Raw genomic sequence first — 23,741 nt, forward strand, 5'->3', positions numbered from 1 at the left:
ACAGGCGGGATGGCAGGGAGGCTCCCGTCCCGCCGGAGCTCGGCACCCCGGCCACCGCGCAGGCCCTCGCCCGCACGACTGGCAGGAGCCACAGCCCCAGGTGAGATAGAGCTGGCGGGACGCAAGACCTGGCAGAAAGGCCGGGCCGGCCTTTGACGCACAGACCCGCGGGCTCCGGGGCGTTCGACCAGAGCCCAAGCAAGCCGGACGACAGTGATCCGCCGCCGCGCCTGACCCCGCCTGGCCGCGGGGTCGGCGCATGGGAGTCAGGGGGCGGGCAGGCCCGGCAACAGCTTCGCCAGAGTGATGGGGAAGTCGCGCACCCGGATCCCAGTCGCGTTGAAGACGGCGTTGGAGACCGCCGCCCCGGTCCCGCACACGCCGAGCTCTCCCACCCCCTTCATCCCCAGGTCGTTCGCGTGCTCGTCATGGTCATCCAGCAGGATCGCCTCGATCTCCGGGATATCGGCATGCACCGGCACGACGTATTCCGCGAGATCGCCATTGACCCAGCTTCCGTAACGCGGGTCCACATGGGCGGCCTCGTGAAGGGCCGAGCTGACGCCCCAGATCATCCCGCCCATGATCTGCGAGCGGGCGGTCTTCGGATTCACGATCCGGCCGGCCGCGAAGACGCCCGTCATCCGCCGCAGGCGGACCTCGCCCGTGTGGACGTCGACCGCGACCTCGGCGAAGGAGGTCCCATAGGTGTTCTGCGAGTAGTTCCGGAAATTCGGGTCCTCGGCCTGGCCGACGATGGCACCCGTGGCCTCGACCCCCTCGGGGAACAGCCGGCGTGCCGTCCCGACGAGATCGTTGGAGGGCACGCCCCCCGCGGCCTGCGCGATCCGCTCCCTGAGGGCGCGGCAGGCGCGGTGGATGGCGACGGCGGTGTTCGCCGCGCCATAGGAGCCGCCGGCCCCGCCGCCCTTGGGATAGGTGGAGCTGGCGAGCTCCACGGTCACGGCCTCGACCGGCAGGCCCAGCGCCTCGGCCGCCACCTGCGCGGCGATCGTGTAGGTGCCGGTGCCGATGTCGGGCGTGTCGGAGCGCACGACGACCCGACCGTCGGGCGCGATGCGCACGCTTGCCTCCGTCGCGCCTTGGAAATGGGCCCGGATCGCGCTCGCCATGCCGTAGCCGATCAGCCAGCTCCCCTCGCGGCGGCTTGCGGGCTCGGCCGGGCGCCGTTCCCAGCCGAAGCGGCGCGCGCCCTCGCGCAGGCAGTCGGCGAGCCGGCGGCCGTTCAGGGGCACGCCCAACTCCGGGTCGATGTCGGTGTCATTCCGCAACCGCAGCTCGACGGGATCGATGCCGAGCCTGTGGGCGAGCTCGTCCATGGCCGTCTCGAGGGCGAGCAGGCCCGGCAGTTCGCCCGGCCCGCGCACGGCCTCGCCGGGCGTGAGGTCGAGATCCGTGGTGTAGTGCCTGGTCAGACGGTTGGGCGCGGCGTAGAGCGAACGGCTGACGGTCGCGGTCTGCTCGATCCAGGGCAGGGTGGCCACGCTCTGCATGTTCACGTCGTGGCCAAGGCCTGTCAGGCGGCCGTCGGGCGTCGCGCTGAGACGGACCCGCTGGATCGTTGCCGGCCGCTGTCCCGTCAGGGTGAAGACCTGCCGGCGCGTGAGCACGACCTTGACCGGCCGGCCGAGCGCGCGCGCGGCCAGGGCCGCCAGCACGGCCTCGGCATGGAGGTAGAGCTTCGAGCCGAAGCCGCCGCCGACATAGGCCGCATCGACCGTGACCCGGTCCTCGTCCAGGAGCAGCGTCTCGGCCAGGGCCGCCCGGCCGGGCGCGACCATCTGCGTCGAGAGATAGACCGTCAGGCGGCCGTCGCGCCAGTCCGCGAGGCAGGCGTGCGGCTCCATGGGCTGCGAGAGGTGGTAGGGGGTGGTGTAGGTCTCGTCCACCGTGACGGGCCCCTCGGCCATGGCTCGGTCGATGTCGCCGAAACGGGTCTCGCCGGGCAGGCCGAGGCTGATCGTCTCCTGGGGCTCGGCGCGGTCGGCATGGGCGGCCAAGTCGTAGGCGCCGGGCTCGCGCTCGTACTCGACCCTGACCAGCGCCGCGGCGGCGCGTGCCTGCTCGAACGTCTCCGCGACCACCAGGGCGACGGGCTGGCCGTAATAGCTGATCCCGTCACCGGCGAGCTGGGGGTTCGGGCGGTCGAAGATCGTCGGCTTGGCGACGAGAGGCGCCTGCGGCGGCGCGTTCAGGTGCGTCAGCACGAGGGTGACGCCGGGCGCCGCCTCGGCGTCGCGCGCATCGATGAGGGTGATGCGTCCCTTGGCGATGGCGGCACCGCGGATGAAGCCGTAGAGCGCGGGACCCGCGTCCTGACGCTCGTAGGAATAGGCGGCGCGGCCCGCGACCTTCAGCGGCCCGTCGATGCGGCTGATGGCGGCACCGATCATGACGTCTCTCCCTGGCGGGCGGTGTCGAGCGTGGCCGCCAGCGTCCGGCGCACGAGCGGCAGCTTGTAGGCGTTGTGTTCCGTGGGGCGGGCGCCGGCCAGGACCAGGTCGGCGATGGGATCCGCCGCGGCGTCCTCGCCCTCGGCGAAGAGGCGCTCCGCCGCCTCCACCCGCCAGGGCTTGTGCGCAAGCCCGCCGAAGGCGAGCCGGTCGACGACGACCCGGCCGGACCGGACCTTCGCGACCAGCGCCACCGCCACGTTGGCGAAGGCGTAGGAGGCGCGCTCGCGGACCTTGCGGTACAGGTGGATGCCGCCGCGAGGCGGCGGCAGCGTCACGGCGGTGATCAGCTCCCCGGGCCCGAGGACGGTCTCGATATGCGGCGTATCCCCGGGCAGCCGGTGGAAATCCGCGATCGCGATCGAACGGCCGCTTCCATCGGGCGCCATCGTCTCGACCGTGGCATCGAGGGCCCTGAGCGCCACCGCCATGTCAGACGGATGGGTGGCGATGCAGGCTTCGCTGCTGCCTAGGATCGCGTGGTTATGACTGAGGCCGCCCAGCGCCGCACAGCCCGTGCCCGGCTCGCGCTTGTTGCAGGGCATGGCAGTGTCATAGAAGTAGGGGCACCGCGTGCGCTGCATCAGGTTGCCGCCCGTCGTCGCCCTGTTGCGGAGCTGGCCCGAAGCGCCGGCGACGATCGCCCTGGAGAGCACGCCGTAGTCCCGCCGCACCCGCGGGTCGGCGGCCAAGTCGGTGTTGCGCACCAGCGCCCCGATCCGCAGGCCGCCATCCCCGGTCTCCTCGACGTGGTCGAGGCCGAGGCGGTTCACGTCCACGAGGTGGGTCGGAGTCTCGATCTCCAGCTTCATCAGGTCGAGCAGGTTGGTGCCGCCCGCGATGAACCGTGCGCCCGGCGTCCGTGCGACGGCGGCGACCGCCTCGGCCGCGGTCTCGGCGCGCTCGTAGGTGAAGGCCCTCATGACCGGCCTCCCGCGACCTCGCGTATGGCCGCGATGATGTTGGGGTAGGCCGCGCAGCGACAGATGTTGCCGCTCATCCTTTCCCGGATCTCCGCGTCCGAGCAGGTCGGGGCCGCGGTGAGCGCGCCGGTGACGTGGCTCGGGATGCCGGCCTCGATCTCGCCCAGGACGCAGACGGCGGAGAGGATCTGGCCCGGCGTGCAGTAGCCGCACTGGAAGCCGTCATGCTCCACGAAGGCCTTCTGCATTGGGTGCAGCGCCTCGGGCGTGCCCAGCCCCTCGACCGTGGTGATGTCGTCGCCGTCATGCATCACGGCAAGCGTCAGGCAGCTGTTGGCGCGCCGCCCGTTGACGATCACGGTGCAGGCCCCGCACTGGCCCTGGTCGCAACCTTTCTTGGTGCCCGTCAGATGCAGATGCTCGCGCAGTGCGTCGAGAAGCGTCGTGCGCGGGTCGAGTTCGAGCACGTGGTCACGGTTGTTTACCCGCAACCGCGTGGGCACCCCGCCCGGCTGGCGGCCCGGCTGGCGGCCCGGATGTGTTGCGATACTGCTCATCGTCGCGCTTTCCTCCGCGTGAAAATACAGCCTCGCTCGTGCATCGTATTTGATGCATAACGGCGATGTGCCCAACGGCCCGAATACTGTTCGCGTTGCGCAGACCTGGCCCGAAAACTGTCATCCCGGGGCACGACGGCACTCGACGCCTGGCGCATGTCCAGCAGCACCGACGGATTGGGCATCCCTCAAGAGAGATTATCGCCGTGGGTTCGCGCCCTACGGTAGACTGGAAGTCCGGGAGCCTTGCCCGATCTTCCACGCTGCTGGCGCAGCGCAGTCCGCCTGCCGGGCCGAGGATCGGACCGCGCCGGCAAAACGGGGTGCGGCTCCGGGCGGCCGCGACGGTCCAAAAAATGGGAGGAAGCATGGAACGGCAGCGGGAACTGGCGTCCCTGATCGACCGCTATGCCCGAACCGAAGGCGTGAACGAGACCGCGATCCCGGGCCTGTTTCTGCTCCGCTATTCCCGGCTCACGGAGCCGATGGCGACGATCTTCGAGCCGATGGTCTGCATCACGGCGCAGGGCAGCAAGCAGATGATCTGCGGCAAGACCATGCTCCAGTACGACGGCGGGCACTATTTCCTGGCCACGGCCGACGCCCACGCCGTCGGGCAGGTGATCGAGGCATCGCCCTCGTTCCCGTACCTCTGCATGAGCTACCGGCTTGACGCGTCCAAGCTGGCCGCGCTGGCGCTTGAGCTGGACATCAAGGCGGCCCCCGACGACGAGCCGGGCTCCAGCCTCTCGCCGGGACGCGTGACGCCCGAGCTGATGGATGCGGCGATCCGCCTCGTGGCGCTGCTCGGAGCACCGCAGGACCAGGCGGTGCTGGCCCCCCTGGCCGAGCGCGAGCTCATGTACCGGCTGCTCACCGGGGAAACGGCTGCCAGCCTTCTCCACATCGCCATGGCCGAAAACAGGCTGCAGCAGGTCAACCGGGCGATCGGCTGGATCAAGAGGAACTACACCCGCCCTTTCAGCATCGATGTGCTGGCGGCGGAGGCCCGAATGAGCGTCTCGGCCCTGCACAAGCACTTCAAGGCGGTGACGGGGGCGAGCCCGCTGCAGTACCAGAAGCAGCTTCGCCTGCACGAGGCCCGGCGCCTGATCATCTCCGGCATCACGGACGCGGCCACCGCCGGCTTCACCGTCGGATACGAGAGTCCGTCGCAGTTCAGCCGCGAGTACCGGCGGCTTTTCGGGGCACCGCCCCTGCGCGACGCGGCCCGGCTGCGCGCCTCCTCGCTGCCTGCCTCGCTCCCGGCCGGTGCCGCGGAGGCGCCCGAGGGACCACCCGGCCCGCCGCCAGGCAGCCCCGAGGAACGTGGCGCCGACCCGCCCCAGCCCTTCGCCTGACGCATCACCCGGGATGCGGCAGCAGGGGGGCCGCAGCTCTTCCGGTTCCTTGACGCGGGAGCATCTCGGGCCGAAGCTTCGCGACGGGCCGCCACGGCTGGCAGCCGGACGGCTCCGCGGGTGCCGGGCCGCAGCGAGCGGCCGAGAATGGCGGCCCGCCAACGGAACCGGAGCCCAAGGCGGCGACCCGGGCGCCACCAGCCCGGGCATGACGATGGGCGGCCCGCCGCCGCGATGCTGGATGCCGCGTGCCCACCTCGGCCGCCCCGACCAGGGAGAGGCGATCCATGATCCACTGGCAGGCTGGATGCCGTTCCACCGCACCCGCACCACACCCCGGTGCGCGGCTCCGAGCCGCGGCAGCGGCGCTGCTCTCGGCCGCGTGCCTCGCGGCGCCTCGGGCCGAAGCCGCCGCGCCGGCGCCCGTGGCGATCGCTGTCTTCGATTTCGAGATGGAGGATTTCAGCGCCGGAGCCTCGTCCTCCGGCGCCAGCCAGGCTGATGCCGGGCATCTCTCGAGTGTCACTGACGAGGTGCGCCGCATCCTCGCGCAATCCGGACGCTACCGGCTCGTCGATGTCGGCAGGGCGGGCTCGGGCGAGTCCGCTGCCGGGGCGGCCGCGAAGGCACGTGCGCTGCGCCATTGCGGCGGCTGCGATGCCGAGATCGCGAGGACGCTCGGCGCGGAGCAGTCCTTCGTCGGCGTCGTCCGGCGGATCAGCCGCACCGAGTACCTGGTCTGGTTCCAGATCCGCGATGCCCGGTCCGGCGCAGTCGTCCTGGACGGAAACAGCGGCCTCAACATGGGCGCCGACTACTCGTGGATCCGGGGCGCGGGACGACTGGTCCGGGCGCGGCTGACGGAAAGCCAGGACCGGAGGTGACGCCCGCCTCGACGGACCTGCCGATCGGCTGAGCGGCGGGCTCTCCGATTGGCCGATGGACAGTGGCGAAGCGAAATCCATATTCAATTCGCCGGGTCTGGTGGGCCGGGCGTGCCCGGGCGAAGTGCGGGCAGAGGCCGGCTGACATCGGAGTGGGACCGGAAGCGATGGACGACGCCTTGGGTCAGTGGCGGCGAAACGATGATGCCGCCGGAGAGGCGTCGAGGGGCTGCGCCGCGTGAGCGACCTGCAGACACCGCTGCCATCGCCGCCACCAGGTCTGCGCGGCAGGGAGGCCGAAACCCCGCTGCCCACCCCCGAAGGCGCGGGACGGCCGCTCGTTGCGGAGCACGGATGGCTCGCGCAGGCCTTCGAACACGCCCTTGGGCCGGTCGCCATCCTCGCCGGCGCCGACCACGTCCTGGTCATGGCGAACCCGGCCTTCCGGGACTTCTGCGACGGGCGCGACGTAGTCGGGAACCCGCTGCGCCAGGCGCTGCCCGGGCTGGAGGGACAGGGTATCCTGGAACGCCTCGACCGCGTCCGCGCGAGCGGCGAGGCACTGCGCGCCACGGCAGTGCCGGTTCGGCTCCACCGGGGCGACGGGCCCGAGGAGACGCGCCGTCTCGATATCGTGTTCCAGCCGCTGCGCGATGCGCAGGGGAGGGTCGCAGGCATCTGCCTGCATGCCTTGGACGTGACGGAGCGGATCGCCGCCGAGCGTGCGCTGCGCGACACCGAGGAACGCTATCGGCTGGCCGCCCAGGCGACCAGCGACGCGATCTGGGACTGGGACCTCGTCTCCGACCATGTGAGCTGGAACGAGGCCGTTCAGGAGCTCTTCGGGCACCGGCTTGCCGACGTGGGACCCTCGGGAGCCTGGTGGAAGGCGACCATTCACCCGGAGGATCGCGGACGCGTCATCGCCAGCATCCAGGCGGCGATCGCGAGGGCCGGGGATGGCTGGAGCGAGGAGTACCGGTTCCGCCGGGCCGACGGCAGCTACGCCCACGTGCTCGACCGCGGGACCGTGATCCGCGACGGCGAGGGGCGCGCGCTGCGGATGGTGGGCGCCATGCTGGACCTCAGCGAGCGCAAGGCGGTCGAGACTGCGCTGCGGGAGCGCGAGGCGACGATCCGCAGCTGGCTCAACGCGGTGCCCCAGATGGTGTGGTCGACGCGGCCCGACGGCCATCACGAGTTCTTCAACGACCGCTGGTACGAGTTCACCGGCGTCCCGCATGGCTCCACCGACGGCGCCGCCTGGAACGGCATCGTCCATCCCGACGACAGGGCTCGAACCTGGGAGCGCTGGCGCAACAGCCTCGCGACCGGCGAGGCCTACGAGATCGAGTACCGGCTGCGCCATCACACCGGCGAGTACCGCTGGGCGCTCGGCCGGGCGCTGCCGGTGCGCGACGAGACCGGCGCGATCAGCCGCTGGATGGGGACCTGCACCGAAATCGACGAGCTCAGGCGCACCGCGGACGAGCTGCGGCGCACTTCCGCGCTGCTCCGCCTGATCGGCGATTCGACACCCGACCTCATCTACGCCAAGGATCGCGACAGCCGCGCCCTCTACGTGAACGCCGCCTTGCAGCGCCTCGTCGGACGGCCGGCCGAGGAGATCATTGGGCGCTCCGATCGTGACTGGGCGCCGAGCCGCGCCGAGGCGGAGATGATCATCGTCAATGACAGCCGGGTCATGGAGTCCGGCGAGATCGTCGACATGGACGAGATGTTCACCGGCATCAACGGCGAGACTCGCTACTACCGCTCGGTCAAGTCGCCGCTGCGGGACGAGGCCGGCAACATCATCGGCCTCGTGGGCGTCACCAGCGACATGACCGATCGCCGACGGGCCGAGGAGCGCGAGCGCCTCCTCGCGCGCGAGGTCGACCACCGCGCCAAGAACCTGCTCGCCGTGGTCCAGTCGGTGGTGCAGCTCACGCGGGCCGAGGATATCGGGGCCTTCAAGACCGCCGTCAGGGGGCGCATCCAGTCCCTTGCGCGCGCCCACAGCCTGCTCGCGGCCTCGCGCTGGGAAGGCGCGGATCTCATGCAGCTCGCGACCGACGAGCTGGCGCCCTTCGCCAGCCGGGACGCATCGCGCCTGCGGATTGGCGGGCCGGCCACCCGCCTGCGCCCCGAGGCAGCGCAGGCCCTCGCCCTCGTGCTGCACGAGCTGGTCACCAACGCCGCGAAGTACGGCGCGCTGTCGTCGGAGGCCGGATTCATCGAGCTGAGCTGGCAGACAGCGGACGACGGCCCGGCCCGGCACCTGGTGCTGCGCTGGCAGGAGCGCGGCGGCCCGAATGTCGAGCCGCCGACGCGGCACGGCTTCGGTTCGACGCTGATCCGCGCCAGCATGCAGATGCAGCTGAAGGGCACCGTCGAGCTCGAATGGAATCCGAAGGGGCTCGTCTGCACCCTGAAGATCCCGGCCGAGCAGCTCGCCCCGATCGAGCCGGAAGGCAGCCGCCGGCGTCAGGACGGAGCCGTATCCCCGGACGGGGCGGGCGCCCGCCTCCAGGGGCGCCAGATCCTCGTGGTCGAGGACGAGGCCCTGATCGCCCTGCAGATGGAGGAGGACCTGGGCGAGGCCGGCTGCATCGTCGTCGGCCCCGCCTCGCGCATCGGCGACGCCTTCGACCTGCTCTACGGCAATCCGGTCGAGGCGGCGTTCCTGGACGTCGACGTCGCCGGCGAGCGAAGCTTCGTGATCGCCGACATCCTGACGTCCAAGCGCATCCCCTTCGCCTTCGTGACGGGCTTCAACACGGCGGCCACCCTGCCCGACCGGTTCCGCAGCATCCCCGTGGTATCGAAGCCCTTCACCACGGACGAGCTGCTGGCCGCGCTCTCGAGGCTCGTCCGCACCCCGCCCGCGCCGGCCGGCGACACCGGCTCCTCGGCGCCCGCGAGGGATGCGGAAATCGGCTGAAGCCGGGGCGGCCTCCGAGAGGCGGCCCGGGCTCAGCCATGCCGCGTACGGAACGGCAGCACGTTCTTTGGAGCCGGATGCGGCTGCAGGCAGTTCGCGATCGCCCGCGCGAGTTCCGCCTGGTCGAAGGGCTTCCCGAGCCTGACGAGATTCTCGCAGGTCTCAGGTGGAAGCTGGGCGTATCCGGTGGCGAGAATGGCCTTCAGCTGCGGCCGCTCGGTTCGGATCGCACCGACGAGCTGGACGCCTGTCATGCCGGGCATGGCCTGGTCGGTGATGACGAGATCGACCGTCTGGCCGGAGCGGAGCAGGTCGAGCGCCGTCTCTCCCGAGCAGGCCTTGACGACGGTATGCCCGAGGTCTTCCAGCAGGGCCGCCGTGCTCATCAGCACGAGGGCATCGTCGTCGACCGCCAGCACCGTAAGCCTGCCATCCTCGGGCTTCGTTTCCGGCTCGGACCCGTCCGCCTCCCCGGCTTCGGCAAGGCTCGCGGTCTCCGCCTCGGGCAGCCAGATCTCGGCGGTCGTGCCCTCGCCCTTGCGGCTCCGCAGGACGAGGCATCCGCCCGACTGCTCGGCCAGCCCATGGACCATTGAGAGACCGAGCCCCGTGCCCTTGCCCACGCCCTTGGTCGTGAAGAAGGGCTCCTGCACCCGCGCCAGGACGTCCTCGTCCATGCCTTCGCCGGTATCGGAGACGGAAAGACAGACGTAGCGCCCCGGCTTCAGGGGGCCGCCCTGCTCCGGCGCGACCGTCCCGGGCCGCGCGGCGATGGTGATGACGCCGCCGCCGGGCATCGCGTCCCGGGAGTTCACCGCCAAGTTGAGAAGCGCCAGCTCGAGCTGGTTGGCATCGACATGGGCGCGCGGAACCTCGGCCGAGAAGAGCGTCTCGATCCTGACCTGGGGCCCGATGGAGCGCTGCAGGAGATCGGTCATGCCACGTACGAGCTCCGGCACGTCGACCGCCTGGGGCTTCAGGTCCTGGCGTCGCGCGAAGGCGAGCATGCGCTGGGTCAGCACCGATCCGCGCCGCGCCCCCTGGATTGCGTTGTCGCAGAGGCTCCGGAGCTTCGGATCGTCGGGCAGACGCTTGTTCAGGAGTTCGAGGCTGCCGAGCACGATTGCCAGCAGGTTGTTGAAGTCGTGCGCGATGCCGCCGGTCAGCTGGCCGATGGCCTCAACCTTCAGGGCCTGCCGGAGCGCCCCTTCGGCCTGCCTGCGCGCGGTCACGTCCATCAGCCCGCCCATGGCGCGCAGGAAGCGCCCGTCGGCGTCGCGCTCGACCTTGGACGACATCACCACGTCGCGCACCTGCCCGCCACGGGTGACGAAGCAATAATCCGCCTCCGGCAGCAGGCCTTCGGAGACGAGCTTCGGCCAATCCACCTGCGCATGACGGACCATGGAGGCCGGCGTCATGAAATCGGTCAGTGGCCGGCCCTCCACCTCGTCGCGGCGATAGCCCAGGAGATCGAGCCAGGCATCGCTCACCTGCTCGATGATCCCGTCCGCGTCCAGCGAATGGAGGGGCAGCGGGGTCTTGCGGTAGAGCGTGCGGAAGCGCTCCTCACTCCGGCGCAGAGCTGCCGCCTCGCGCTCGGCGAGCGTGGCGAAGCGCCTGTCGAACATGGCGGCGACGAGACCCAGAAACAGGATCAGGAGCGTCGCGGTCGCGACCGCCAGGGCCACGCCGGTCTGCGCGAGGCTGGCATGGCCGTGGGCCGCATCCACGCCGGAATGGGCGGTGAAGACGGCGCCCTGCATGGCCGCGTAGTGCATGCCGGAAATGGCGAGCCCCATGACGATGGCCGCCACCAGCTTCTGGACGGGACCCGTGCGCCTGAAGGCCAGCCAGAGGGCGATGGCCGCCGCGCCGATGGCGATCAGGATCGCGACCGCGACCCAGACGCGGGCATGGCTGAGATCCGCCGACATCCGCATCGCCGCCATGCCGAGATAGTGCATGGCGGCGATGCCCAGCCCCATCACGATGCCGCTGGTCATCAATGCGGCACGTCCGGCATTCCGCCGGCTCACGACGAAGAATGCGCCGCCGGTCACGGCGATCGCGATCAGCAGGGAAAGGAGGGTGAGCTCCAGGTCGTAGTGAACGTCCATTCCGGGCATGCTGAAGGCCAGCATCGCCACGAAATGCATCGACCAGATGCCGCCGCCCATGGCCACGGCCGCCGCGGAAAGCCATGCATACCGGGTCTTTCCTGCGGAGGCCCGCGCGCGGCCGGCGAGGTCGAGGGCGGCGTATGACGCGACGCCGGCAATCAGGACCGAGAGCGCGACGAGCGTCGCGTCGTGGGCTCCAGCGATGATCATCCTTCCGTCATCCAGACTGCGTAAGGATCTGACCGTGCCCATCCTAGTCGACAGGCCTGAAAAAATTCTGAAGGTGCGGCCCTGCCGCCGGCCACGGCGCACCCGGTCAGCGGGGGCTCTGCGGCGTTCGGCTCGCGCCGGCCAATAGCGCGACAAATATTAACTTTCATTTTGTTAAATCTATCGCTTTACCCAGCTCACACCCTATCCTTTTGTACATGAACTTCACCATCAGAAAATCATTAACCGGAAGCCCTTAGCATCGTCGTCGGATTCAATTTCGGCGATACACGGAACCATGTCGCTTTGTACCTCGGTCAATTCCAGCAACTTCCCCGATGCCGCAGACGGCAGGCGGCGGCGGGACGGGTCGCTATTCCGCTGGACTTACGGCCTGGTCAATCGCCTGGTGATGGCATGGGACGCAGCGGTGCTGCTGCTGACCGGCGGGCTGATGTGGTCCGCATTGGAAGCTGGCGGGCTGGGGCTGACGGCGGTTCAGGCCGGCATCACGGGGATGCTGGGCACCGGGACCTGCCTGTATGTCCTGCATGCGCTGGGGCTGTACCGCGTGGAGCGCTACGGGAGCCGCCTCCGCACGATCTGCGATCCCGCCGTCGGCGCGATAGCCGGCGCGGCCGCCGTATCGATCCTCCTGTGGGCCTTCCTTCCGGAAGCCCTGGCGCAGCCTCGGGGCCTCGGCGCCTGGTGCGTCATGTCCTTCGCCGCGCTCCTGGCGGGACGGCAGGCCGTGCGGGCGGCGGTGGGCCGGATACGGTCGAGCGGCGCCCTGCGGCGGCGGGTCGTCGTCGTCGGTGCGGGCGAGGCCGGCATTCGCATCACCGGCCTCTTGGCCGCCCCGGCAGCCGCGGCGGACTACGAAGTGCTGGCGGTGTTCGACGACCGGTCCGACGAGCGCCGGCCGAGCACGGTCGGCGGCGTCCCGGTGAAAGGCGGGCCCCCCGAACTGCTGAGCTATGTCGCGCAGGCGCCGGTCGACCTCATCGTGATCGCCCTTCCCCTCGAGGCTGCCGTCCGGATCCAGCAGATCCTGCACGGCCTGCAGACCATCTCGGCGGATACCGTCGTCGTCAATGACGAGGGCGGCTTTGGGCTGCGCTACGCCAGGATCGTGTCGATCGGCCCGGTGCGGGCGCTCCAGATCGCGAGGCAGCCTCTCAAGGGATCACAGGTCCTCATCAAGACGGTCGAGGATTATGCCATCGCCGGCCTCGCCCTTCTGCTGGCGTCCCCGTTCCTTCTCCTGATCGCCCTGGCGATTCGGCTGGATTCGCCGGGGCCGGCGCTGTTCCGGCAGCGACGCGTCGGGTTCAACAATCAGGTGTTCGATATCTACAAGTTCCGCACCATGACCGTCGATCCGCTCGACGACGGCTCCAAGGGGACGCAGGCGGAGGACCCCCGCATCACCCGCGTGGGCCGCGTCCTGCGCAGCACCAGCCTGGACGAGCTGCCGCAGCTGATCAACGTGCTGCGCGGCGAGATGTCCCTTGTCGGCCCGCGCGCCCACGTCCCGAACATGCTGGTGACCGACCAGCCCTATCATCTGGCGGTCCGGGAATACGCATCCCGCTGCCGGATCAAGCCGGGCATCACGGGCTGGGCGCAGATCAACGGGATGCGCGGGGGCATCCACACCGTGGACAAGGCGAAGCGCGGCGTGGAGCTGGACCTGCATTACATCGAGAACTGGTCGCTGCGGTTCGACGTGAAGATCATGGTCCTGACGCTGCTCACGGGCATGTTCGGACGCAATGTCTTCTGAACCCTCCCCTTTTCTGCGCGCGCTCGGCTTCGCCGCCCTGGCTTTCGTCGCCCAGGCATTCGCCGGACTGCCGGCGGACACGGCATCGGCGGGGGAGACGGGGGTACCGGCCCGCCCCTTCCTGGTCTATCACGAAAGCTGGTACGAGCGGCCCGCCACCCATGGCGCCGCCACGACGCTGTCGATCCTGCCGGCCTACATGAACATGGTGGCCCTGGCATTCGTCCGGCCGGATCTCGTCTATGCCGGCGGCCTCGACCTCCAGGGCACCGGGCTGCAGTACCAGTTCACCGGCACCGTGCTGCGCGACGCCATCGCGATCCTGAAACGCGACCACCCCCAGACGCGCGTGCTGCTCGCGATTGGCGGGGCCACCTACACGAACTGGCGCCGGCTGGACGCCGAGGCGGTGGCCCGGCTGGTCCGGGACCTCGGGGCGGACGGCGTCGATATCGACCTGGAGCCGCCGCCGCCGCAATGCGCCGCGGACGCCGCCGGCAAGGTGCGCTGCCTGTCGGACGGCGTCTGGCTCGGCGCGGTGCGGCTGCTGCGCGCCGCGCTGCCGCGCCCGTACCTGCTGACCGTGCCGGGCTGGAGCGTCGGCGCCTACGGCGAGGGGGAATGGCGGAACGAGCCGCCGGCCAGCCCCTATACCGGGATGCTGCTGCCGCTGCTGAACGCGCCCGAGGCGGCATCCATCGACCTGGTCTCGATCATGGCCTACGACGCCGGCCCCAGCTTCGACCGGTGGCAGGCCTTCCGTGCCTATCGTCAGGTCTGGGCCGGTCCGCTGGCGCTCGGCGTGCAGGTCCGGACGGATGCCGCCGCCGAGCCGTCCATCACGGCCGCGGAGGCGGAGCAGCTGGCCCGGCGCGTGGCGGACGAGCCACGGGCCGGCATGATGCTCTACCCGCTGCTCGCCCGACCGCCCGGCGCCGTGGGGCCCGAGAACCCGGACGGCCGGCTGCTGGCGCGGGCCCTGTGCAGGGGCCTGGGCTCGGACGGCTGCGAGCAGTCCCTGCCCTGACGCGGTCGCCGCGTCCCTGCCCTCATCCCTTCGGGGCGTCCGCGGCGACCGCGACGACGTTGCAGAAGTCGCGGGGAAACGCGCTGATCGGCGCCAGCGCGCCGTCCGTCAGGCGGCTGAACCGGTAGCCGAGGGCGGCGAGCCTCGTCCAGGCGCCGTCCGCGGTGCCGGCCTGGCGCAGGGCGATGGCGCTGTTGACCTCGAAGATGATGGTCGGGCGCCAGCGCGTCAGGACCTCGCGGCCGCCGTCGATCACCAGCGGTTCGGCCCCTTCCACGTCGATCTTGACGCAGTCCACGCGCGGCAGCCCGAGCTGCGCCGCGAGCGCGTCGAGCGTCGTCGTCTCCACCCGTTCGGCTCCGGGCGCCGAGCCGTCGGTGAGCAGGGAGAATGCCTGCGGATCGTTGCCGGCCGCGATGTGGTGCAGCGTCGCCTCGCCGCTGCGGTCGGACAGCGCCTTGCGCACCACCGCGACATGGGCCGCGACATTGGCATGGCGGTTGAGCGCCAGATTTTCCTCCAGGAGATCGGCCGCCGTGCGGCCGGGCTCGACCGCGACGACCCGGCCCGTCGGGCCGGCCAGCCGCGCCGCCTTCAGGCTGTACAGCCCGATATTGGCCCCGACATCGACGAACACGTCGCCGGGCCGGACGAAGCGGTGCAATTCCCGCAGCTCCGGCTCCGACCAGTCACGCAGCACGAAGGCGCTGACCGAGGTGTAGCGCAGGTCCGAGGGCACGCGCAGGCGCTCGCCCTCGCGGGTCAGCGAGAAGACCGGCCGCTTCCTGAGCGCGACGCAGCCGGCCCACAGGGCTGCGCGCGTCAGGACGGCCGCCGGCTCGGCCCGGAAGCCGGGATGGTTCAGGAGCTTTCGCAGACGACGGAGCACGACGACCTTTCCTGTCGAACGGGGGCGGGAAGCGACGGGGAGACATGCGCCCGGGAACGCAGGGATCTGGGATCCGCGCCGCGCAGGCCGCGCAGATGGACCGCAAGGGCCATCACCGTCGCGACCTCGCCGGGGGTGAACATGCTGGAATAGACGAGCGAGCTCAGCACCAGGAACAGCACGTAGTCGCCCAGAGCCTTTTCCATGGGACCGGCAGACGCGGGATCGGAATTCGCGCGGCGGGCCCCCATGGAAAGGGAGCCCCGGCGTCCCTTCCTCGTGACCGCCAAGGCCGCGCCGTAGACGCCCATCACCAGCAGCGTGCCGATCACCCCATACTCGAAGAGCACGCCGACCCAGCCGATGTCGGCGAGGTAGAACTGGGCGTTCCCGAAGATGTCGGCCAGGGTGACGCTGCTGAAGCGGGTGATCGATCCGATCCCGAACAGCCAGCGCATGGGCGAGGCCGTGAGGTAGTCCAGCGCCAGCGCCATGGAGGTCTGCCGGATCGTCAGCGAGGCGCCCAACGCATGGTTGGCCTTCTGCGCGAGATCGATGCCCAGGACCGAGACGGCGCCAAGCGCAGCGGCACCGCCGACGACGAGCAGCGCGACGCGCCACCAGCCCCGCGCCGAGGTCACGACGATCACCCCGACCACCGCGGCCGCGGCGGCGATGGCCATCCGCTGCTTGTAGATCAGCACCATCATCGCGAAGCCGGCCAGCAGAAGCAGCAAGGCCCACGGATCCCGCCGGTCGCAGAAGCGGCGCGCGAGGTAGAACAGCAGCATCACGCCGAAGACCATCGGCATGAAGATCCGGTAGCCGCGCTCGACGTCGAACATCAGCAGCTTGCTCTGGGTCGGGTCGGCGGCGTAGTGCTCCGACGGCACGAGCAGCCAGAGCGCCAGCATGACGGCGAAGGTCGCGAAGCCCAGGGCGGCCAGGGCGCGCCTCACATCCGCGGCGGAGGGCTTCAGCAGCGCCAGGAGCTGCGCGAGGGCGAAGTAGTAGGTGAAGGGCCACACCTTGACCGTCGTGGCCGCCGCGTCGAACAGGCCGTTGCCGAGATGCAGCATCGACAGGATCGGCGTCAGCCCCAGGCAGTAGGCCAGCATCAGCACATAGGTCAGCTTGTGCGGCAGGCGCAGCCGGATCAGCGCCAGCAGGGCCAGCGGCAGCGTCACGAACGGCCAGGCCTTGGACAGGTAGTAGGCCGGCGGCAGGTCGATCATGTAGTGGAACACCTGCCCGAAGAGCGGCAGGGCTCCCAGCAGCGCCAGGACCGGAAGCAGCCGCGCCGTGGGCCGGGCGGGGACCGGCGGTGCGGCTGCGGCGAAGAGGATGCGCCCGCTGCGCGGCAGCAGCACCCCGCTCATGGCCGGCTTCCCAGCCGCGGGGCCGCGCCGACGCAGTGCCGGAGGGCGACACCCACCAGCGGGAAGGATTCGACGAAGACCCGGCGCGCATGCCGGCGCGGGTTCTGCGCCAGGCGGTACAGCCACTCCATCCCGAGGCGGCGGGACCAGGCCGGGGCGCGCGAGACGAGGCCGGTCGCGAAATGCAGGGAGCTGCCGATGCACAGGCCGACGCCGGTCGCCTGCCCGGTTCCTGCGATGCTGGCGGCGAGATCCTCCGACTGGGGCGCTCCGACGGCGAGGAAGACGTAGCGGGCTGGGTTATCGAGCACGAAGCGCACGCACCGCGCGATCTCCGCGGGGTCGCGATAGAAGCCCATGGGCGGCACATGCTGGGCCAGCCGGCGCAAGCCGTGGCGGGCGCACAGGCGCGCGGCGAGTTCCGCGTTGCCGCCGATGACGGTGACCGCGTCGTCCGGGGCGACGTGCTGCCGGAGCAGATGCAGCGTCAGGTCACTGCCGGCGGCCAGCGGCAGCCTCCGGCCGAACAGCACGCGCCCGAGCAGGCGCATGATCTGGCTGTCGCACAGGCGCATCCAGGCCGCCTCGTAGCCGCGCAGGAAGGCGGGATCGCCGCGGTCGATGCGCACGACGTGCTGGGCGTTCGGCGTCACCACATAGGCGAAGGGGGCCGTCGGCGGGCGCTCGGCGATGCGGTGGGCCGCCTCCTCTATGCCGAGCATGGCGAGCCGGACGCCGAGGAACCACTCCTCGGGCACGGCCGCATCGGTGAAGCCGGTCATGGTGCCCGCGCGGAGGAATAGCCGTCGCGATTGATCGTGTAGGAGAAGCTCCGCTGGAACGGCAGGACGCGGTTGATGAACTGCTCGATCCACAGGTTCAGCTCGGCGATCTCGCTGCGCGGCACATAGACGATGTCGCCCGCGGCGAGCGGCATGTCCGCCTCCCCGGCCCCGGACTGGATGAAGGACCGCAGGTCGAGCGTCCGCAGCATCGGGCGGCTCTCGGCATTGCGGCGGATCAGCACGACCTGCGAATAGCGCGCTTCGTTGTCGAAGCCCCCGGCGAGCAGGATCGCCTCCATCGCGCCAAGCCTGCTGGTGAGCGCATAAGCCCCCGGCCGTGCCACGGAGCCGCCGACATAGACGCGTGCGGCCGCGGCCTCCTTCAGCGAAACGGTGACCGTCGGGGAGAGCAGCCAGCGACGCGAACGCTCCTCGACCAGGCGGTCGAGCTGCTCCAGGGTGAGGCCCGCCACCTTGAGCTGGCCCGCGACGCGCAGTCCGATGGAGCCGTCGGGCGAGATCCTCGCCTCCTCGTCCATCTCGGGCGTCAGGAGGAACCGGACCTGGAGATTGTCCCCCGGCCCGACCTGATAGGCTGGCACCTCGTCGTTCCAGGTCGCAAAGCCGCCGAGCTCGCCCGTCGGCTTCGGGTCGAGCGCCTGCCCGGTGGTGCAGGCGGCCGCCAGCAGGACCAGGATCAGGAGGCAGGGGACCAGAAGGCAGGCGCGCGTCACAGCCATCGGTAGATCGCCTTCGGAATGTGGAAGCGGCGGCCGGTCAGCACGAAGCCCAGGAGGTCGCCGCCGGAGGCCAGCATGACGTCGCGCAGCCGCAGCGCCGCGGGCGCGCGGGTCTGCTCGGCGCGCAGGACGAGCACGTTGGCGTCAACGAGCCCGGTGACGCGGCGCGAGACATGGCTGACGGTCGGCGGCGGGGCGATGACGACCACCTTGTCGAAACGGCCGCGGAGCTCCTCGAGGAACTTCTGCGTCTGCGCGAGCGGCGTGCGCGGATTGCCGAAGGGCGCCTTCTGCGCGTCCACGGACACCCACAGATGCGGCACGGCGGTGGGCTCGATGGGGAGGCTGCCCTCCACCGCAGGCAGCCCGGCGACGGAGTTGGCCGCAGCGGCGCCGGCCGGAGCGGGATCGGGCAGAGCGCACACGGTCCCGGCGCGCCCGCACAGGTTCACGACGAGGGTCGAAAGCTGGTGGCCCTGGGCGAATTCCTGCGCCAGGGCCTCGGCAAGGGCGGTCTCGTCGCGGCCTTCGGAGGTGGCGACGAACTGGATGACGTCGAGCGGGCGGCCATCCACCGTGAAGTCCAGCAGCAGCGAGGCGAAATGCATGAGCTCCCTGCGCGCCTCGGGGCTGTCGAAGCCGTCGGCGGACTCCGCGAAGCTGGCCAGCGTGGGCAGCCGCAGCCCGCGCTCGGGCTCGCCCGGGACGATGTAGACCTGACGCATCCAGGTTGCCGCGATTCCGGCCGCCCCGCCCAGAAGCAGGGCGCCGACCAGCCCCGCGAGCAGGAAGCCCGGTGCCGCGTTCTGTCCGGTGACCGGCGGCGTCGCCCATTGCACCACGCGGACGTTGGATGCGCGGACCTTGGCCGCTTCCTCCTCGATCCGCGCCGCCTCGGCGCGCAGCGTGTAGTCGCGGTAGATGGTCTCGACGAGATCGCGGGTGCGCTCGAGATCGCTCAGCTTCGCCTCGGCCGTGCGCAGCCCGTCCACCTTCTGCACGGCGGCGGCGTGCTGCCGGTCGAGCTCGGCGAGCTGGTTGTCCAGGGAGTCCTGCTCGATCTCCAGCGTCAGCAGATGGTTGTTCAGGAAGGCGACGGCGGGGTTGCGCACCTCGCGCGCGGTCGCGAAGGTCGGCTTGTCCTGCCCCTTCATGGCACGCCGCACGGTCTCGATCTTGCGGTCGAGCTCCTTCAGCCCCGGAAACTCCGGAGCGTATTGGCTGGCCATGCGGTCGCGCTCGATCTGCAGCTTCAGCAGGATGTTGCGGTCGTCGTCGTTGTGCGCCTGGTTCGTCTGCTCCCGGAAGTCGAAGACCTTCTCCGGCAGGGCCGCCAGGCGCTTGCGCGCTGAATCGACCTCGGCCTTGATGGCGACGCGCCGCTCGGAAACCTGACGGCGGCGCTGGACAATGCTGTCCACCTGGTTGGCGGCCAGTAGGATCTCCTGGGCAAGGTCGACCACCTGGCTCTCGCTCTTGATCTGCTGGATCTGCCCCTCGATCCCGTGGAGCTGGTCCGCCAAGCGCGTGCGCTCCTGCGCCAGGAAGGAGGAGCGCGGGTTGTCGAAGATCTCCTTGCGGCGCTCGAGATAGGCTGAGACGAGCATGCTCAGCGCCCGCGCCGCCTGCTCCCGGTCCGGAAGCTGCAGGCTCACATGGACGACGTTGGAGCCGGGCTGCGTCTCGACGCGGAGCCGGCTGCGGAACATCTCGACGGCCTTCTCCATGCGGTCCTTCGGCTCGTAGGCCGGCAGCAGGCCGAACAGCCGGGGCATGGTGACCGATGGGAAGAGCGCCTCCGGATCCATCGCCTCGAGCACCCGCTCGATCACCTCGCGGCTCTCGATGATCTCGGTCTCGGCCTCGACGGAGCGGAGGCCGTCGATGTTCAGGACGGCCGGGAGGCCGGTCAGGTCCTGGCCGCCTGTCTGCTCGCGGTTGACGAGAACGAGAAGCCGGCTCTCGGCGGTGAACTGCGTGCGCGTGAGGACGGCGGCGCCCGCCCCGACCGCGAAGGCCACCAGCGCCGCCAACAGGATGGCCCGGCGATGGTAGAAGGCCATGATCAGGAGATCACGCAGCGTATAGGCGCCTGCGTGATCCGACGCGCCGTCCGGAGGAGCGGCCACAAGCCCGGAGGCGGCACGCACGGTCTCACCACCTATCATACGCTCAAGCCCGACCACCGGAGATTCCACCGCGGGGGCCGAGCCGCCGCGACATGTTTGCGTCGCGTCATCCTGGACAAAAAATGCTTAGCGGTTCGTTTACGGAAATCGATGTTGTCTCGCGGAGCACAGCACTTCGGCACCTCCGGGTGGCTATACTTTCGCATAGAGGAATCTATGTTTTTATCCAATTTGAAGACGTCTGTGGAAAGAAGACACCCGAGCGTGTTCGCTTGGCTTGCCACGCTGCGCGACACCGCGGCGCCGTTCTACGGCGAGGCGGAGTTTCGTCTTCTGAAGCACCTCTGCGACCCGGCAGGGACTGCGTTCGATATCGGCGCCAACAGCGGGACCTACACGCACCGTCTGGCGCGCCTCGCCGCGCGCGTCATCGCCTTCGAGCCCAATCCGCACCTGGCCGAGGTCCTGGACACGCGCTTCCGTTCCCTGATTGCCGCCGGATCGGTCCGCATCGAGAGATGCGCGCTCAGCGACGAGGCGGGGAGCGCCGAGCTGTTCGTCCCGCGCCGCGCCTCGGCCCTGGCCAGCGTGGAGTGGCAGCCGGGAGCGGAAGGCGGCCTGGAGGGCGAGACCGTCCGCGTGCGCCGCGCCCGCCTCGACGACTGGAGCGCCGAGACCGTCGGCCTGATCAAGGTCGACGTCGAGGGCCACGAGCTCGCGGTCCTGCGGGGCGGTCTCGGCCTCATCGGGCGCGACCGCCCGAACCTCCTCGTCGAGGCCGAGGAGCGCCACCATCCCGGCACCCTCGACGCCCTGAAGGCGCTGCTGCTTCCGATGGGATACCGCGGCTTCTACCTGCACAACGGTCTGCTGAGATCCATGGACAGGTTCGACCCGGCCGTGCTCCAGAGCCGCGACGCCCTGAACGCGGAGGGGACGTTCCGCCTCAAGGGCCGCACCTACATCAACAACTTCCTGTTCGTCGCCCGCCCCGGCATCGTGGAGCGCATCCGTGCCGACCTGGAAAGGCGCTGAGGCACGCGCTTGGACGTCAGGGCCGGCATTCGAAACCCGGCCATGGCTGCTTGCGGTAGAAGGCGGTCAGGTCGAGTCGCTTCGTCACCGACCAGATGCGGCTCCGCCGGTCCGGGCAGAGATCCATGACCGCGGCCGTGGGATTGCCCCGCCACCAGTCCGGGATATGAACCGTCACATGGAACGCGGACAGCCGCTCCTCGGGGATGCTGATCCACCAGCCGTAGGGAAGGCGACCCACGAAGTGGTCGTTGATCTCCTGGCGGATGTCGACGGATTCCCGCGGCCCCGGCTCCTGCGCGGCGCCGGGGCCGGGGCCCGGCATGGCCATGGCGGAGAGAGCCGCGCAGGCCGCGAAGGCAGAGACCGCGCACGCGGCTGCGATCCCGTCACGCCCTGTCCTGGTGGGTGCCACCGGCGGCTGGTCCTCCACGGCGCGGCCGTCCTCCGTGCCACGCTTCCGTGGTGCCGGGGTAGCGCCGTCCGCCCCGCAGGGTCAAGGTGCGCATGCCCGGCCTATCCGAACGTGTTCCCCGGCGGGCGGGAATGACCGCGCTCCCCATGCCGGGATCGCGCGCGGTCCTCGCCCCGCTGCTCCGGTACACCCTCGCGCTGGGGATCCGCGGCGTCGAGACGGTCGGCAAGCTCGGCCTCTATGTTCTCGCCGCCCGCACCCTGGGCGCGCACGACGCCGGCCTGTTCTTCCTGTGCCTGACCTGGATCGGCCTTGCCTCCACCATGGCGAGGATGGGCCTCGACCGCGCGGTCACCCGGCATGTCGCCGCCGAGCTGGCGGTCGGCGACGTCACGCGGGCACGTCACGCGCTGAGGAGCGGGCTGCTGTGGAGCACGGTCGGCGGCGTCGCGGCAGCGGCCCTAACCGCGGCCCTCGCCGGGCCCGCCGACGAGATGCTGTTCGGTCAGGCCGGCCTTGCAGCCCCCCTCACGGTCTCGGCGGTCGTGATCATCCCCCAGACGATGGCCCTGATGGCCGGCGCGGTGCTGGCGGGGCTCAAGCGGGGCCTCGTCGCGCAGCTCGTCCAGAACGCCCTGTGGCCGGTGCTGACGCTGGCCGGCATGCTGCTCGGCGCCGTGCAGCTGGAGCCGCTGCTGATGGTCATGGGCGCGGCGCTCGCCGTCAGCGCCATCGGCGGCTTCCTCGTCATCGCCTGGGAGTGGAGGCGGCTTCCCGGCCGGCGGGCCGGATGCGACCCGGCGGTGACCATCCCCGCGCCCGCACACCTTCCCCATCTCTGGCGAACCGCCCTGCCGCTGCTTGTCGTGGAGGTCGTCCAGGTCACCCTGGCCTCGGCCCCTGTGCTGGCGCTGGGCATGGTGGCCGAGGCCGGCGCGGTCGGCGCCTTCAGCGTCGCCAGCCGGATCTCGATGCTGGTCTGGGTCGTGATCATCAGCGTCGGGACGCTGGTGGCGCCCCAGTTCGCGGAGCACCACAGGCGCGGCGAGCACGACCGGCTGCACGCGCTGAACCGCTCGGCCCGCCGTGCCGTGGCCCTGTTCGGCGTGCCGCTGGTGCTGCTGATGATGGCATTGCCGGGAACGCTCCTGGACATGGTCGGCGCGGGCTTCGACCTGGCCGCGGGCGCACTGGTCATCCTGGCCGCCGGCCAGCTCGTCAACTGCCTGCTGCCCTGCCAGGACGTCCTGCTGGCCATGACCGGCCACGGTCGGGTGCTGGGGCGCCTGAACCTCCTGCAGCTCGGGACCTGCGCGGTGCTGGCGCCGGTGCTGATCCCCGCGCTGGGCATGACGGGCGCGGCCATCGTCGCCGCGCTGTGCGTGGCGCAGGGGGCGATCGGGACCACGATCGTCGCACGGTTCGTCCTGCGGTGACCGACCGGCGAGCGATCAGAACGCCTCGATGGTCTGGATCAGCTCCGCCATGTCCCTGGCCTGCCGTGCCTTCTCCACCTTCTCCTCCAGCATCTCCTGCTCGTCCCGCGGCGGCCCGTCCTCGCCGGCGATCACCTCGTCGTCGCGCCATCTGTCCGGGTTGTTCTCGATCGAGGCGCAGACGCGGTCCCGGATCGCTTCGAACGGCATCGGCGGCTCCTCCATCAGCTCGTACCGCACCTGGTGGCGACCCAGGAGCTTGTTCAAAAGCCAGCGCCACGACGTCCCCTCGGCCCCGAGGTCAATCATGTCGGAGATGCGCCACGCCTTCCCCGCGACGTCGAAAACGACCGAGCCGACGAAGGCCTTCCGCTTCATGCCCCAAGAGTCGACGGTCGTGAACAGTTCGGCCTCGGTGAAGCACTCGACGTCCTCATGCTCGTCCTCGTGCTTCTCGCCACCATGGAAGGGCGGCCTCAGCATCAGGATCGGGAACTGCATCGGCAGGTCGCTCATCGGTCCCCCTGTTCCGTGCCCGGCACCACCGCTCCTGCGCCCGCCGCGGCCGTGCCGGACGCGGATGCTTCCACGTCAGGTTGAAGCATAACCTGCACCCGACGGATTTGGAAGAATGTGCGGAGAAC

At 70.5% G+C, this 23,741-nt stretch carries 18 protein-coding genes; 7 read left to right on the forward strand and 11 right to left on the reverse strand.

The window, feature by feature from the left end; all coding sequences use genetic code 11:
• Positions 1–266: 266 nt before the first annotated feature.
• From JUB13_RS22605 to JUB13_RS22615, 3 genes are read right to left on the reverse strand one after another with little or no spacing between them, the layout of a single operon-like run.
• On the reverse strand, positions 267–2,414 hold the full coding sequence (locus JUB13_RS22605; RefSeq protein ID WP_207482921.1) for a xanthine dehydrogenase family protein molybdopterin-binding subunit: 2,148 nt from the start codon (positions 2,412–2,414) through the stop codon (positions 267–269).
• A complete protein-coding gene (locus JUB13_RS22610; RefSeq protein ID WP_207482923.1) occupies positions 2,411–3,397 on the reverse strand; it encodes an FAD binding domain-containing protein in 987 nt (328 codons plus the stop codon). Before JUB13_RS22610 ends, JUB13_RS22605 begins: the two co-directional genes overlap by 4 nt.
• Positions 3,394–3,954 carry a 2Fe-2S iron-sulfur cluster-binding protein gene (locus JUB13_RS22615; protein WP_207482925.1) on the reverse strand — a complete coding sequence of 187 codons (561 nt, stop codon included), beginning with the start codon at positions 3,952–3,954 and terminating at the stop codon, positions 3,394–3,396. The genes JUB13_RS22610 and JUB13_RS22615 overlap by 4 nt, the downstream gene beginning before the upstream one ends.
• A gap of 368 nt (positions 3,955–4,322) precedes the next feature.
• Here JUB13_RS22615 and JUB13_RS22620 point away from each other — a divergent pair, with 368 nt between their 5' ends.
• The 3 genes from JUB13_RS22620 to JUB13_RS22630 all read left to right on the forward strand — a co-directional run bounded on the left by JUB13_RS22620 (position 4,323) and on the right by JUB13_RS22630 (position 9,143).
• Entirely contained in the window at positions 4,323–5,315 is a 993-nt protein-coding gene (locus JUB13_RS22620) for an AraC family transcriptional regulator (protein ID WP_207482927.1), read from the forward strand.
• Between the two features lie 287 nt (positions 5,316–5,602).
• Positions 5,603–6,199: a DUF2380 domain-containing protein gene (locus JUB13_RS22625; RefSeq protein ID WP_207482929.1), complete on the forward strand. Its 597-nt coding sequence runs from the start codon at positions 5,603–5,605 to the stop codon at positions 6,197–6,199.
• A gap of 238 nt (positions 6,200–6,437) precedes the next feature.
• Positions 6,438–9,143: a PAS domain S-box protein gene (locus JUB13_RS22630; RefSeq protein WP_207482931.1), complete on the forward strand. Its 2,706-nt coding sequence runs from the start codon at positions 6,438–6,440 to the stop codon at positions 9,141–9,143.
• Positions 9,144–9,175: 32 nt separating this feature from the next.
• Here the strand turns inward: JUB13_RS22630 and JUB13_RS22635 are convergent, their stop codons facing one another.
• The gene (locus JUB13_RS22635) at positions 9,176–11,476 is read right to left on the reverse strand and encodes an MHYT domain-containing protein (RefSeq protein ID WP_207482933.1); all 2,301 of its coding nucleotides are present in this window, start codon (positions 11,474–11,476) and stop codon (positions 9,176–9,178) included.
• A 298-nt stretch (positions 11,477–11,774) separates the two neighbouring features.
• Here JUB13_RS22635 and JUB13_RS22640 point away from each other — a divergent pair, with 298 nt between their 5' ends.
• Together JUB13_RS22640 and JUB13_RS22645 are read left to right on the forward strand one after the other, a co-directional pair.
• Complete coding sequence (locus tag JUB13_RS22640) at positions 11,775–13,262, forward strand: exopolysaccharide biosynthesis polyprenyl glycosylphosphotransferase (protein ID WP_207482935.1); 1,488 nt, start codon at positions 11,775–11,777, stop codon at positions 13,260–13,262.
• Complete coding sequence (locus tag JUB13_RS22645; protein ID WP_207482937.1) at positions 13,252–14,289, forward strand: glycoside hydrolase family 18 protein; 1,038 nt, start codon at positions 13,252–13,254, stop codon at positions 14,287–14,289. The genes JUB13_RS22640 and JUB13_RS22645 overlap by 11 nt, the downstream gene beginning before the upstream one ends.
• 22 nt (positions 14,290–14,311) lie before the next feature.
• On the opposite strand, the gene JUB13_RS22650 is transcribed toward JUB13_RS22645, so the two are convergent.
• The 5 genes from JUB13_RS22650 to JUB13_RS31520 are packed head-to-tail and all read right to left on the reverse strand — an operon-like array spanning position 14,312 to position 20,232.
• Positions 14,312–15,178 carry an FkbM family methyltransferase gene (locus JUB13_RS22650; protein WP_328702987.1) on the reverse strand — a complete coding sequence of 289 codons (867 nt, stop codon included), beginning with the start codon at positions 15,176–15,178 and terminating at the stop codon, positions 14,312–14,314.
• Positions 15,151–16,557 (reverse strand): hypothetical protein, encoded by a 1,407-nt coding sequence (locus tag JUB13_RS22655; RefSeq protein WP_207482939.1) that lies wholly within the window; start codon positions 16,555–16,557, stop codon positions 15,151–15,153. The genes JUB13_RS22650 and JUB13_RS22655 overlap by 28 nt, the downstream gene beginning before the upstream one ends.
• The gene (locus JUB13_RS22660; protein WP_207482941.1) at positions 16,554–17,339 is read right to left on the reverse strand and encodes a WecB/TagA/CpsF family glycosyltransferase; all 786 of its coding nucleotides are present in this window, start codon (positions 17,337–17,339) and stop codon (positions 16,554–16,556) included. Before JUB13_RS22660 ends, JUB13_RS22655 begins: the two co-directional genes overlap by 4 nt.
• Complete coding sequence (locus JUB13_RS22665) at positions 17,336–18,082, reverse strand: polysaccharide biosynthesis/export family protein (protein ID WP_207482943.1); 747 nt, start codon at positions 18,080–18,082, stop codon at positions 17,336–17,338. Before JUB13_RS22665 ends, JUB13_RS22660 begins: the two co-directional genes overlap by 4 nt.
• Positions 18,073–20,232: an exopolysaccharide transport family protein gene (locus tag JUB13_RS31520; RefSeq protein WP_236025150.1), complete on the reverse strand. Its 2,160-nt coding sequence runs from the start codon at positions 20,230–20,232 to the stop codon at positions 18,073–18,075. The genes JUB13_RS22665 and JUB13_RS31520 overlap by 10 nt, the downstream gene beginning before the upstream one ends.
• 243 nt (positions 20,233–20,475) lie before the next feature.
• Between JUB13_RS31520 and JUB13_RS22675 the strand changes: the two genes are divergently transcribed.
• Positions 20,476–21,246 carry an FkbM family methyltransferase gene (locus JUB13_RS22675; RefSeq protein ID WP_328702988.1) on the forward strand — a complete coding sequence of 257 codons (771 nt, stop codon included), beginning with the start codon at positions 20,476–20,478 and terminating at the stop codon, positions 21,244–21,246.
• A 16-nt stretch (positions 21,247–21,262) separates the two neighbouring features.
• Here JUB13_RS22675 and JUB13_RS22680 read toward each other — a convergent pair whose 3' ends face one another.
• A complete protein-coding gene (locus JUB13_RS22680) occupies positions 21,263–21,661 on the reverse strand; it encodes a hypothetical protein (RefSeq protein ID WP_207482947.1) in 399 nt (132 codons plus the stop codon).
• Between the two features lie 131 nt (positions 21,662–21,792).
• Between JUB13_RS22680 and JUB13_RS22685 the strand changes: the two genes are divergently transcribed.
• Complete coding sequence (locus JUB13_RS22685; protein ID WP_236025151.1) at positions 21,793–23,097, forward strand: oligosaccharide flippase family protein; 1,305 nt, start codon at positions 21,793–21,795, stop codon at positions 23,095–23,097.
• A 15-nt stretch (positions 23,098–23,112) separates the two neighbouring features.
• Here JUB13_RS22685 and JUB13_RS22690 read toward each other — a convergent pair whose 3' ends face one another.
• On the reverse strand, positions 23,113–23,613 hold the full coding sequence (locus JUB13_RS22690) for a hypothetical protein (RefSeq protein WP_207482949.1): 501 nt from the start codon (positions 23,611–23,613) through the stop codon (positions 23,113–23,115).
• Positions 23,614–23,741 lie beyond the last annotated feature (128 nt).

Origin of the sequence: Arenibaculum pallidiluteum, from assembly GCF_017355985.1 — a bacterium.
Classification (GTDB): domain Bacteria; phylum Pseudomonadota; class Alphaproteobacteria; order Azospirillales; family Azospirillaceae; genus Arenibaculum; species Arenibaculum pallidiluteum.